Genomic DNA, 12,187 nt, shown 5'->3' on the forward strand with positions numbered 1-12,187 from the left:
TTATAAAAATCATGATAAAAAAGGAGAGAATATAATGATTACAACTGAAATTAAACGAGTGAAAAATCATATTAATGGCGAATGGGTAGAATCTACTGGTACGGAAGTAGAAGCGGTTCCAAATCCGGCAACTGGAAAAATCATCGCTTACGTTCCACTTTCTCCAAAAGAAGATGTTGAAAAAGCTGTTGAAGCGGCAAAAGCGGCATACAAAACATGGTCTAAAGTGCCAGTTCCAAATCGTTCAAGACAACTATACAAATATCTACAACTGTTACAAGAAAATAAAGATGGGCTTGCAAAAATCATTACGCTAGAAAACGGTAAAACGCTAACGGATGCAACAGGTGAAGTACAGCGTGGTATTGAAGCGGTAGAACTTGCAACATCAGCACCAAATTTAATGATGGGACAAGCTCTTCCGAATATTGCTAGCGGAATTGATGGATCGATTTGGCGCTACCCAATCGGAGTTGTTGCTGGTATCACACCGTTTAACTTCCCGATGATGATTCCATTATGGATGTTCCCACTTGCAATTGCTTGCGGTAATACATTCGTATTAAAAACATCTGAAAGAACACCACTTTTAGCTGAGCGACTTGTAGAGTTATTCTATGAAGCTGGTTTTCCAAAAGGGGTATTAAATTTAGTACAAGGCGGAAAAGATGTTGTAAATAGTATTTTAGAAAATAAAGATATTCAAGCAGTTTCGTTTGTTGGCTCTGAGCCAGTGGCACGCTACGTATATGAAACTGGTACAAAAAATGGTAAACGTGTACAAGCGTTAGCAGGTGCGAAAAACCATGCGGTTGTTATGTCAGATTGCAACCTTGAGAAAACAGTACAAGGTGTAATTGGGTCTGCGTTTGCAAGTAGTGGAGAGCGCTGCATGGCATGTTCAGTAGTAGCAGTAGTAGATGAAATTGCTGATGAGTTCATCGACGTACTAGTAGCAGAGACGAAAAAACTAAAAGTAGGTGACGGTTTCAACGAAGATAATTATGTTGGACCATTAATCCGTGAATCTCATAAAGAACGTGTTTTAGGCTATATTAATAGCGGTGTAGCAGATGGAGCAACTTTACTAGTAGATGGCCGTAAAATCAATGAAGAAGTTGGAGAAGGCTACTTTGTTGGTGCAACAATCTTTGATGGCGTAAATCAAGAAATGAAAATTTGGCAAGATGAAATTTTCGCTCCGGTATTAAGTATTGTAAGAGTAAAAGATTTAGAAGAAGGTATTAAGCTGACAAATCAATCGAAATTTGCGAATGGTGCTGTTATTTATACATCAAATGGAAAACATGCACAAACATTCCGAGACAATATTGATGCTGGTATGATTGGTGTAAACGTTAATGTTCCAGCACCAATGGCATTCTTCGCATTTGCAGGAAATAAAGCTTCATTCTTTGGAGATCTTGGTACAAATGGTACGGATGGCGTTCAATTTTATACACGTAAAAAAGTTGTAACTGAGCGCTGGTTTTAATAAAGTGAAATGATAATGAGTGGGGTGCATTCCCACTCATTATAAACATAATACAAACGAAAATACACTACTCATAATGGAGTAGTGTATTTTCGTTTGTATTATGTTAACTATTTCTTTCAAAGGCTAATTTAATACCAAACCCAATTAAGACGATTCCTGTAATTCCTTGAATATAACGCTGTGTCTTCGGTTTTTTCATAAAAGCACTAATTTTATCAATTAAAAATATATAAAAAGCAAACCAAATGACTGTTAAAATGAGATAAGTAAGTCCCATAACGAGAAGTTGTATAAATGTATTATGATTTGGATTTAAAAACTGTGGTAAAAAAGTTAAAAAGAAGACTGCAACCTTAGGGTTTAGTAAATTTGTAAGAAACCCTTGGCGAAAGCAAGAAGTATGTTTATTGTCATTATTTATTGGAACGTCATTTGTATTTAAGTCTTCTGTGTTTCTTACTGCTAAAAGGGCTTTAATACCAATATAGACTAAATATACAGCACCAACATATTTAAAAATAGAAAATAAAAGAGCAGACTTCACAATAAGTGCTGAAAGACCAATTACAGCAGCTAAAGTGTGAATTAAAAGCGCAACACAAGTACCAAAAACAGTTTTTACGCCACCGATTTTGCCAGCAACCAATGTGTTTTTCGTAGCCATTGCTGTATCAGGACCGGGTAGAATAATAAGACATATAGACATAATAATAAACAGAAAAAAATTTTCCAAAATGTTATCCGCCTTCCTTCGTTGCTTTTAGAAAATTCGATTAACGTTAGTTTAACATATATTTTAGTTAAATAAAATTAAATTATATTTAAAATTATTTAACTGAAAAGAAGAGGCCATATAGAGTAGCTGAGAGTGAGCTACTCTATATGGCCTTTTTGTTTAGGCGTTAAGTAAGTTAAAGAATCGATTTACATCTTCTTCTGAAACATCACTTAATTGTTTATATTTATAATTTGGATTTTGGTCTTTATCAACTACAACGGAGCGTACTCCTTCAAAGAAATCTTCATGTCGCAAGAAGTTTTTAGCGAGTATAAGATCTGTCGCGAAACATTCTTCAACTGACTTTTCTTGGCCATCGATAAACTGTTTTAATGTTACCTTTAATGAAACAGGGGATTTGGATAATAGCTTTTCTTTCGTTGTTTGGGCAAATGGACTTTGATCTTTCTCTAACGATTGAATGATTCCCTCAATTGTATCGAATGCAAAATGCGAATTAATTTCTTCTAATGAAGAAGAAAGATTGCCATCTAAGTTTGGAGCAGTTGCCAATGTACGAATAACTTCTTTTAAATGCGTATGTACATCTTCTTTTTTCCAATTTACATTTTCAAGTGCGGTAAGGAAATTTGGTAATGAATCTGATGTCATAAAGTAATCAGCAGCGTTAATATATAATACATCAGGAGCTTTTAAAATGGATGCTGTTAAAGCAACATATCGACCAGTATATCCAGGTGCTTTATTTAAGAAATAAGCAGCACCGACATCAGGGAAGAAACCGATGTTCATTTCAGGCATTGCCCACTTCGTACGCTCTGTTACAATTCGATACGTAGCTCCATTTGTCAGACCGACACCACCGCCCATTACGATTCCATCTAAACAAGCGATAATTGGTTTTTTGTATTGATAAATAAGTGTATCAATTTCATATTCTTCTTCAAAAAACTGCTCTGCATGTTGTAATGCAACTTCGTTAGAACGTGCTTCGTATAGCGTTTTAATATCACCACCTGCACAAAAACCTTTCGTCCCAGCTCCTTTTAAAACGATGAGTTCAATACGCTCATCTTGCTCCCATTCTTTAAGTTTTTGCCCAATTGGTTGTAACATGTCATAGGATAAAGAATTAAGTGCTTTTGGACGGTTTAAAGTAATAGATGCAACGCCGTTTTCGCTAACAGAAAATAAAACGTGTTCAGTCATTATAAATCCTCCCTTATATATCTTCCTATTCTTATTTCTGGATACATGCTGAAATGTCCTCTATAATTTTTGTCTAAATTAGGTGCTTAGTGTTATTATTTATCGCATATTTTGACGAGTTATATTTGCAGGATTTCAGAGAATGAAGAGGAATATTACAACATTACTGTAAGTGCTATTATTTGAAAATGTCGTGTTGAAGGCGCTATTATATGTATAACTTATATTGAGTTAGTATACGTGGCGTAACAATACATTAAAGAGTGGATGTAGAAAAGATTAAAAGGCTGAATTATCTAACTTTTAAAGGGCGTGGGGTTTGTATATAATTAGAAATAGAGAAAGGAGAGATCGGAATGCCAGGACCTTTACTATTGTCGGTTATTATTTTGTCATCTCTTATGGTAGGAATTACACAGTATTTTCATCATACAGATACGACAGAAGAAGTGAAGGCTAAGGTACGTCTCGTGTTTCCGATTTTTATAATATCTATTTCCATATGTTTTTTATTAAATAAAGATGGGTATGTTGTGGCCGTATTCGCGTTTTTTGTAGCGATTGTCTTAATAACTGTATTGTACTACGTTATGAAAGAGTACTTACAAAAATAAGGATGCCTGAATGGCATTTTTATTTTTATAGATTAATAATTTCACATACCGTATTTTATGTAAAAAAACATAAAATATTTATAATTAAAAAAGTATGTACATCGCGGTGTATTTACTTGTCAATCTTGCATGACCACTATACTATTAAAATGTAGAGATTAGAAAAAAGGGGTTGTATCTAGCATGAAATTTGAGATGCATACAAAAATTATTTCAAATGAAAAAGAAGTAAGATTACATATAGAAGATAATTTATTTCAATTAATTTTAGATGGTTATCATCTATTTACTATTCAAGAAATATTACCTTTATATAAATCAAACGAAGAAAGAATCGGTAGTGCAATTGTCCAAAAGTTAGAATGGGAGAACGGAAAAACTACACTAAACTATCAGCTTGTTTCACTACAATCAGTAAACTAAAAGGAGAAGGGTAATATGAAGTTTTTTCATACAGCGGATTGGCATTTAGGTAAGCTTGTTCATGGTGTATATATGACTGAAGATCAAAAAATTGTGTTAGATCAGTTTGTACAAGCTGTTGAAGAAGAAAAACCGGATGCTGTAATTATTGCAGGAGATTTATATGACCGAGCAATTCCACCTACAGAAGCAGTAGACTTATTAAATGATGTATTACAAAAGATAGTTATTGATTTACAAACACCAGTAATCGCAGTTGCAGGAAACCACGATAGTCCAGACCGCATACATTTTGGTAGCAATTTAATGAAAAAACAAGGATTACATATTGTTGGACAATTCCAGTTTCCATACAATCCTGTTGTTTTAAATGATGAATACGGAGAGGTTCATTTCCATCTCGTTCCGTATGCAGATCCAAGTATTGTTAGACATATATTGAAAAATGAAGATGTTCGTTCTCATGATGATGCGATGCGTATTTTTATGAACGAACTCTCTGAAACAATGGATAAAGAAGCGAGACACATATTTGTAGGACATGCATTTGTAACTTCTTCAGGAGAGGCAGAGGAAAATACGAGTGATGCAGAACGACCACTTTCAATTGGTGGTGCTGAATATGTAAATAGCCATTATTTTGATAAGTTCCATTACACGGCGCTCGGCCATTTACATCAAGCGCATTTTGTACGTAATGAGACAATTCGTTATTCAGGTTCACCACTTGCATATTCTATTTCTGAAGAAAAGCATAAAAAAGGATATTATATTGTGGAACTGGATGAAAAAGGTGAAACAACAATTGAAAAACGTTTACTTACACCACGTCGTAAAATGCGTACAGTAGAAGCGAAAATAGACGATTTATTGCTTCATCCAGTAAATGAAGATTATGTATTTGTGAAATTATTAGATGAAAATCCTGTCTTGCAGCCAATGGAAAAAATACGTTCTGTATACCCAAATGCAATGCATGTTGAAAGATCTATTCAAAGACGAGAGTTCACAGATGAAAATGAAGTAACTGTTTCAAGACATAAAACGGATGATTTATCTCTTTTAAAAGCATTTTATAAAGAAATGAAAGGGCTAGATTTATCAGAAGAGAAAGAACGTCTATTTTTAGATGTTTTGCAAACAGTGCAAGAACGGGAAGGTGAGCGTGGATGAGACCGATTCAGCTTATAATGACCGCATTTGGTCCATATAAACAGAAAGAAGTAATCGATTTTAAAGATCTTGGTGAGCATCGTATTTTCGCTATTTCTGGAAATACAGGAGCTGGAAAGACAACGATTTTTGATGCGATTTGTTATGTATTATATGGAGAGGCTAGTGGAGAAGAGCGCAGTGATACAAACATGCTTCGTAGCCAATTTGCTGATGATAATGTTTATACAAGTGTGGAATTAACTTTTCAGTTAAAAGGGAAAAGTTATGAAATAAAACGACAACTGGGCCATAAAAAACAAGGGAATAAAACAATTACAGGACATGCAGTCGAATTATATGAAGTAATTGATGAGGAAAAAGTTCCATGTGTCGATCGTTTTCATGTAACGGATGTAAATAAAAAAGTTGAAGATTTAATTGGATTAAGTAAACATCAATTTAGCCAAATTGTCATGTTACCGCAAGGAGAGTTCCGAAAATTATTAACATCTGAAACGGAAAATAAAGAAGAAATATTACGCCGCATTTTTAAAACAGATCGTTATAAATTAATGCGAGAGTTATTAGATCAAAAGCGTAAACAATGGAAAGACGTCTTACAAGAAAAACAAAAAGAACGTGAGCTATATTTCCGTAATGTATTTAAATTACCAATACGTGATGGAGCATTATTAGAGACATTAGTGGAGCAAGAGCATGTAAATACACATCAAGTAGTAGAGGCATTAGAACAAGAAACAATTTGGTACAATGCAGAGGTTGAGCAATTACACGTAGAACAAAATGACAAAACGAAACAATTAAAAGAAGCAGAGGCACGTTTTCATGCAGCAAAAGCTGTAAATGAGAAATTCAAAGATTTAGAACAAAAGAATGAGAAATACAGTACTTTACAAGAAAATCGTGCCGTAATCGAAATGAAAGAAAAATCTTTTAAACATGCGGAGCAGGCGAAGCGATTATTACCATTTGAGCAATGGTATGAGGAAGCGATGCAACATGAACAGCAGTCTGAAAGTTTGTTAAAACAGATAATCACAAAAAAAGAACTTATAATGAACAGTTTTGAACTTGCCCAGGAGAAATATGAAGCATTAAAGAATAAGGCATCTGAGCGAGAAAATGCTAAAAAACAAGTTCAAAGACTAGAAGAGTTACAACCAATTATTGCATCATTAGCTGAGAAAAAGTTGAATTTGCAAAATGCTGAAATTCAAATAGGAAAATTAAAAGAAGGTATGCAAAAGTTAGATGAACAACTAGAAGTGCATACAAATGAAAAACAAAGAATGTCTGGCGAATTACAGCAATTAGAAGTAGCGCTTGAACAATATGTAGCTAAAGTAGAAGAACTAACGAATATGCGAGAAGATGCAAAAGTATTAAAGCAGGCATATGATGTATGGCAAGAAAAACAAAAATACGAGCAAGAAAAAGAAATTGCGTTTCATAAGATGCAACAGGCAGTTAGTGCATATGAAAATATGGAACGCCGCTGGTTAAGTGAACAAGCTGGTATATTAGCTCTTCATTTACATGATGGTGAATCTTGTCCAGTATGTGGTAGTATGGATCACCCGAAAAAAGCTACAGAGCAAAGTAATGCAATTGATGAAAAAGCGTTAAATGAGCTAAGAGAAAAGAAAAACGTTGCGGAAAAATCGCATGTTCAATTAGAAGAAAAGTGGAATTTTTATCGAGTTCAATATGAACAAGTGATAGAAGAAGTGCTAAAGCGAGGGTATCGCTCAGAAGAATTAGTAGAAACATATAGTGCGCTCGTTCAAAAAGGAAAGCAATTAGCAGCAGAAGTTAATACGTTAAAAGCAAGTGAAGAAACACGTAAGAAAATTGCTGTGAATATAAAAAGCGTAGAAGAAAAAGTGGAAGAACTCCAGAAACAAAAGCGTGAAGTAGAAACAATACAGCACCGTACTGAAATGGAGTGTATGCAGCTTCGTACGTCATATGAACATGATAAGCAAAATATTCCGGAAAGCTTGCAAACGGTACAAGCTTGGAAAGTACAGTTTGACCAAGCTCTGCAAGAACTCAGGTTAATGGAAGATGAATGGGAGAAAGTACAAGAAGCGTATCAACATTTGCAAAATGAAAATATACGTATTCAAGTAGAACATGATAGTGCTTCTAATCAATTTAATAGTGCAAAAGAGAAGAAAGAAGAGACTTTCACACGCTTTATGAAAGAGCTAGAACAAAGCGGATTTACAGATCAATTAACATATACAGAATCTAAATTAAATGATGCTGAGATGGATAAGTTACAACAAGAAATCCAAAGTTATTACTCATCTCTAGAAGTACTTACAAAACAAATTGAAGAATTAAAGGCAGACTTAAAAGATAAAGAGTATATGGACATTTCTTCATTAGATGAGCAAGTGAAAGAATTGGAAATTAACCTTGATATTATTAAAGAAAAACGACAACGTGCTCAAAATGCCGTATCATATATTACGGATTTACATGAAAATATTAAACGAATTGATGAACAAATTCATGAGGAAGAAAAAGCATTCCAAGAACTTGTTGATTTATATGAAGTAATGAAAGGGGATAACGATAGTCGTATATCCTTTGAACGTTACATCTTAATTGAGTATTTAGAACAAATTGTTCAAATTGCGAACGAACGACTACGTAAATTATCAAATGGACAATTTTATTTAAAACGAAGCGAACGAGTTGAAAAGAGGAATCGACAGAGTGGATTAGGCTTAGATGTATACGATGCATATACAGATCAAACCCGAGATGTAAAAACATTATCTGGCGGTGAGAAATTTAACGCATCACTTTGCTTAGCACTTGGAATGGCAGATGTAATTCAAGCGTATGAGGGTGGTATTTCCATCGAAACGATGTTTATCGATGAAGGATTCGGCTCATTAGATGAAGAGTCATTAACGAAAGCAGTTGACGCCCTAATCGACTTGCAAAAATCAGGTCGCTTTATCGGTGTCATTTCACACGTGCAAGAACTGAAAAACGCAATGCCAGCTGTATTAGAGGTCACGAAGCAGAAGGATGGGTGTAGTCAGACGAGGTTTGTGGTGAAATAAGCTTGTCAAATTGAAAGTATCTATCATTACTTTGAACATTGTACCAAATCGGTATAACGTTTTTTCAATAAAGTTCAAATGAATTTAATAATGTTTTTATATAAAGCCGTCTCTATAGTAGAGGCGGCATTTTTATTATATAAAGGAATGAACGATGCAATTATGAATCATTTGGAGAAGGTGGCGTATTTTCCAAGCGATTATAAGTTTTAAAAGCTGAAATTGCCGATATTACACCACCTACTAAAAATAAAGTTGATCCGCCAACCAATATGATACGACTGACATACGTTTCACGAGCTTCTTCAACTTGTTCTTGTGACGGTGTTGGCATATAAATTCCCCCTCAATAATAATGTGTTTTGTAATAGTATATACAAATGCCTAACATGTGTTAAAAAAGCTGGATAGTTATATGTAGAATCATCTAGTTGTTTTTTGTTTTATAATAAAAAATTATAGAAAGTTAAATGAATCTTATAGTATCAAAAAGAGTTTCAATTATTTGAAAAATCTTCATCCTAAATTTACGCTAACTTCACATGCAGCACAAATTGAAATTGTATTATGTATATGTACCAAATAAATAAAATTATATAGCATTGCTGTTTTTAAATAATCAAAATCCTATTATTTCTATATAAGGGTTGTATATTTGAGATAATATTTTATTTAGAAGCAGATTTTAATAAAAAGGAATTCAAATAAAAGGGGAATGTCTTATGACAACATATACGAGCGAGATAAAAAAAAGTTTAGTTACTGAAGAAGATGTGGACATTTTAAAAATAATGGCGCATCCAATACGATTACAAATTGTAAATGAATTAAGTGCACGCAAAACTTGTAATGTAACACAATTAACAGAAATATTAAATATTCCTCAATCGACTGTTTCACAGCATTTATCAAAAATGAAAGGTAAAGTGCTAAGAGCTGAAAGAAGAGGATTAGAAATTTATTATTACATTAATAATTTAAAAGCAAGCAAGATTGTTAGTGTTTTAGGATATGTAAATTAATGAAGTGTTATTATACAAAATAGCCTCCGCTGTTAAGCAGGGGCTATTTTGTATTGTTTTATTTATTTGCATTTAAAATTTTATAGTTTTTATGATTTACAATTGTTCGCTCAAATTCAAAAGTACCACCGCTTACATCTGTAACTTCAACTAAGACCGATTCAGTGTATAGTTTTAGTACAGATGCTGTGATCTTTAAGTTATTTCGTTGAAATAGTATAGTATCCCCTACGTTTGCTTTCATAGTACCTCCTTATAAAAGACAGAAATGTTTGTTTATTATATATATTAAACCACGTATAGATATATTAGTGAATGTTTAATTTTATTTATCAATAAAATATTTGTTGTTTAATAAAAATTAAAGTGCAACATTATGTAAATGAATTATATATTTTCTGTTTTTATGTAGAAAATTGTAAAAACGTTGTAATTCTGTATGTTTCGTTAGAAAAACAAGATATACGGAAGTAGAAATGATGGGATTTTTGATTACAAGCATTGTAACGAGAAGCCAGATTACAAGACTATTAAATGATTTGTATCAAGAAATACAGACGCAACATGTTATAAACGCTGAAGAGTTAAATAAGACTAGGATGTTTTTTGTTTGTATAGGATAAGCAAAATATTGAAGTCCAGCCATGGTATAATTCGATAAAATTTTTTTGTAAAAGAGGATGTAAAAGCCACCGTAAGTCGTACTGATGCAAAACATTATAAAAGCTGCTACGTATTTAACAAGCAGTTTTTTGTATTTCACCCTTCGTTTTATGTAACTGGTTCCATATATTTGACGCTCCGTCTTGTAAGTGCTTACATAATCGGTAACATCCTATACAATGAAGTTGTTAAATCGAATGAGGTGGCGAAAATGAAAATGAAAAAAGCATATTTAGCGAATAGCATTGAAATAGAAAGAGGAGGAGAGACGGTATGAAAAAAGCATCGGTTAATCCATGGCTTGTTGTTCTTGGCACAGTCATAGTACAAATGGGGCTTGGAACGATATATACATGGAGCTTATTCAATCAGCCTTTAGTTAGTAAATACGGTTGGAGTCTTAACGCTGTTGCTATAACTTTCTCAATTACTAGCCTTTCTTTAGCGTTTTCAACTTTGTTTGCGAGTAAATTGCAAGAAAAATGGGGACTTCGTAAACTTATTATGATAGCTGGACTAGCATTAGGAATGGGATTAGTGCTTAGTTCACAAGCTTCCTCATTAATATTACTTTATGTACTAGCAGGAGTTGTTGTAGGTTACGCAGATGGTACAGCATATATTACTTCACTATCCAATTTAATAAAGTGGTTTCCAGAGCGTAAAGGTTTAATCGCCGGTATATCTGTCTCTGCATATGGTACAGGTAGCCTAATTTTTAAATACATAAACGCAAAGTTAATTGATTCAGTTGGTGTATCGCAAGCGTTTATATACTGGGGCTTAATTGTTACAGCTATGATTGTGATTGGCGCTTGTTTAATCCATCAAGCCGCTGATCAAGGTGCAGTTCATGAAACAAAAACTAAGGAATATACAACAAAAGAAATGTTAGGCACAAAACAAGTATACTTATTATTTATTATGTTATTTACATCATGTATGAGTGGCTTATACTTAATTGGCATGGTAAAAGACATCGGTGTTCAACTTGTAGGGCTTAGCGCAGCAACAGCAGCTAATGCGGTGGCTATGGTTGCAATCTTCAATACATTAGGTCGTATCATTCTAGGACCGTTATCAGATAAAATCGGCCGTTTAAAAATCGTTACTGGTACTTTTGTTGCTATGGCGACTTCAGTCTTGGTTCTAAGTTTCGTAGATTTAAATTATGGTATCTACTTCGTCTGTGTAGCAAGTGTAGCGTTTTGCTTTGGTGGAAATATCACTATTTTCCCAGCTATTGTTGGTGATTTCTTCGGTATGAAAAACCATAGTAAGAACTACGGAATCGTGTATCAAGGCTTTGGATTTGGAGCGCTCGCAGGTTCCTTTATCGGTGCAATTCTAGGTGGATTCAAACCAACTTTCATGGTGATCGGCGTATTATGTGTCGTGTCATTTATTATCGCAATTTTAATTCAAGCACCTAATGAGAAAAAAGAAAAAGAAGAAGAGTATCGCAGCGTAGCATAAGTGTTTAAATCTTCTATTACACTACTATAACTAAAAAGTACCCTATTAAATAGGGTGCTTTTTTTACGGTATATTATAAAATTATGAAAGGGAAGTGGCTGACAAACTACTTCCTTTTTTCTTTATGAACTATTTTTTAATTGATTTTCTCTACCTAGTCTTTATAATTTTCGGAATTTTCCTGATGAAAAAAGCGAGTAAAACATCTCGTTGGATTATACTGGAATATTATAAAGTGATACATAATATATGAAACTTTTACTAAATCTTAGATTATATACATG

General features: G+C 33.6%; 11 protein-coding genes. 7 read left to right on the forward strand and 4 right to left on the reverse strand.

Going from position 1 to position 12,187, the window contains the following annotated elements:
• Window positions 1-34 precede the first annotated feature (34 nt).
• The gene (locus MR071_RS14030) at window positions 35-1,495 is read left to right on the forward strand and encodes a CoA-acylating methylmalonate-semialdehyde dehydrogenase (RefSeq protein WP_105587083.1); all 1,461 of its coding nucleotides are present in this window, start codon (window positions 35-37) and stop codon (window positions 1,493-1,495) included.
• Window positions 1,496-1,601: 106 nt separating this feature from the next.
• Here MR071_RS14030 and MR071_RS14035 read toward each other — a convergent pair whose 3' ends face one another.
• Both MR071_RS14035 and MR071_RS14040 read right to left on the reverse strand, forming a co-directional pair.
• Entirely contained in the window at window positions 1,602-2,234 is a 633-nt protein-coding gene (locus MR071_RS14035; protein WP_242236536.1) for a LysE family translocator, read from the reverse strand.
• Between the two features lie 159 nt (window positions 2,235-2,393).
• Complete coding sequence (locus MR071_RS14040) at window positions 2,394-3,446, reverse strand: enoyl-CoA hydratase/isomerase family protein (RefSeq protein ID WP_242236493.1); 1,053 nt, start codon at window positions 3,444-3,446, stop codon at window positions 2,394-2,396.
• 356 nt (window positions 3,447-3,802) lie between these two features.
• Here MR071_RS14040 and MR071_RS14045 point away from each other — a divergent pair, with 356 nt between their 5' ends.
• The 4 genes from MR071_RS14045 to MR071_RS14060 all read left to right on the forward strand — a co-directional run bounded on the left by MR071_RS14045 (window position 3,803) and on the right by MR071_RS14060 (window position 8,742).
• Entirely contained in the window at window positions 3,803-4,060 is a 258-nt protein-coding gene (locus MR071_RS14045) for a hypothetical protein (protein ID WP_002012747.1), read from the forward strand.
• Window positions 4,061-4,243: 183 nt separating this feature from the next.
• Window positions 4,244-4,483 carry a DUF2584 family protein gene (locus tag MR071_RS14050; protein ID WP_002085739.1) on the forward strand — a complete coding sequence of 80 codons (240 nt, stop codon included), beginning with the start codon at window positions 4,244-4,246 and terminating at the stop codon, window positions 4,481-4,483.
• A gap of 15 nt (window positions 4,484-4,498) precedes the next feature.
• On the forward strand, window positions 4,499-5,656 hold the full coding sequence (locus MR071_RS14055; protein ID WP_242236495.1) for an exonuclease SbcCD subunit D: 1,158 nt from the start codon (window positions 4,499-4,501) through the stop codon (window positions 5,654-5,656).
• Window positions 5,653-8,742 carry an AAA family ATPase gene (locus MR071_RS14060; RefSeq protein WP_242236497.1) on the forward strand — a complete coding sequence of 1,030 codons (3,090 nt, stop codon included), beginning with the start codon at window positions 5,653-5,655 and terminating at the stop codon, window positions 8,740-8,742. Before MR071_RS14055 ends, MR071_RS14060 begins: the two co-directional genes overlap by 4 nt.
• 160 nt (window positions 8,743-8,902) lie before the next feature.
• On the opposite strand, the gene MR071_RS14065 is transcribed toward MR071_RS14060, so the two are convergent.
• Window positions 8,903-9,076, reverse strand: coding sequence for a hypothetical protein (locus tag MR071_RS14065; RefSeq protein WP_105587078.1), 174 nt, complete (start codon window positions 9,074-9,076; stop codon window positions 8,903-8,905).
• Between the two features lie 388 nt (window positions 9,077-9,464).
• Here MR071_RS14065 and MR071_RS14070 point away from each other — a divergent pair, with 388 nt between their 5' ends.
• Window positions 9,465-9,764 carry an ArsR/SmtB family transcription factor gene (locus MR071_RS14070; protein WP_002012759.1) on the forward strand — a complete coding sequence of 100 codons (300 nt, stop codon included), beginning with the start codon at window positions 9,465-9,467 and terminating at the stop codon, window positions 9,762-9,764.
• A gap of 58 nt (window positions 9,765-9,822) precedes the next feature.
• Here the strand turns inward: MR071_RS14070 and MR071_RS14075 are convergent, their stop codons facing one another.
• Window positions 9,823-10,008, reverse strand: a complete 186-nt coding sequence (locus tag MR071_RS14075) for a YkvS family protein (RefSeq protein WP_242236499.1) — start codon at window positions 10,006-10,008, stop codon at window positions 9,823-9,825.
• Between the two features lie 692 nt (window positions 10,009-10,700).
• Here MR071_RS14075 and MR071_RS14080 point away from each other — a divergent pair.
• Complete coding sequence (locus MR071_RS14080) at window positions 10,701-11,903, forward strand: L-lactate MFS transporter (protein ID WP_242236501.1); 1,203 nt, start codon at window positions 10,701-10,703, stop codon at window positions 11,901-11,903.
• Window positions 11,904-12,187 lie beyond the last annotated feature (284 nt).

This window comes from Bacillus cereus group sp. BfR-BA-01316, assembly GCF_022664195.1.
GTDB lineage: Bacteria > Bacillota > Bacilli > Bacillales > Bacillaceae_G > Bacillus_A.

Bases quoted from the DNA above. Each gene is read 5' to 3' on its own strand.
- MR071_RS14030 (WP_105587083.1), top strand. From the start codon at position 35: ATGATTACAACTGAAATTAAACGAGTGAAAAATCATATTAATGGCGAA.
- MR071_RS14040 (WP_242236493.1), bottom strand. From the start codon at position 3,446: ATGACTGAACACGTTTTATTTTCTGTTAGCGAAAACGGCGTTGCATCT.
- MR071_RS14045 (WP_002012747.1), top strand. From the start codon at position 3,803: ATGCCAGGACCTTTACTATTGTCGGTTATTATTTTGTCATCTCTTATG.
- MR071_RS14050 (WP_002085739.1), top strand. From the start codon at position 4,244: ATGAAATTTGAGATGCATACAAAAATTATTTCAAATGAAAAAGAAGTA.
- MR071_RS14055 (WP_242236495.1), top strand. From the start codon at position 4,499: ATGAAGTTTTTTCATACAGCGGATTGGCATTTAGGTAAGCTTGTTCAT.
- MR071_RS14060 (WP_242236497.1), top strand. From the start codon at position 5,653: ATGAGACCGATTCAGCTTATAATGACCGCATTTGGTCCATATAAACAG.
- MR071_RS14065 (WP_105587078.1), bottom strand. From the start codon at position 9,076: ATGCCAACACCGTCACAAGAACAAGTTGAAGAAGCTCGTGAAACGTAT.
- MR071_RS14070 (WP_002012759.1), top strand. From the start codon at position 9,465: ATGACAACATATACGAGCGAGATAAAAAAAAGTTTAGTTACTGAAGAA.
- MR071_RS14075 (WP_242236499.1), bottom strand. From the start codon at position 10,008: ATGAAAGCAAACGTAGGGGATACTATACTATTTCAACGAAATAACTTA.
- MR071_RS14080 (WP_242236501.1), top strand. From the start codon at position 10,701: ATGAAAAAAGCATCGGTTAATCCATGGCTTGTTGTTCTTGGCACAGTC.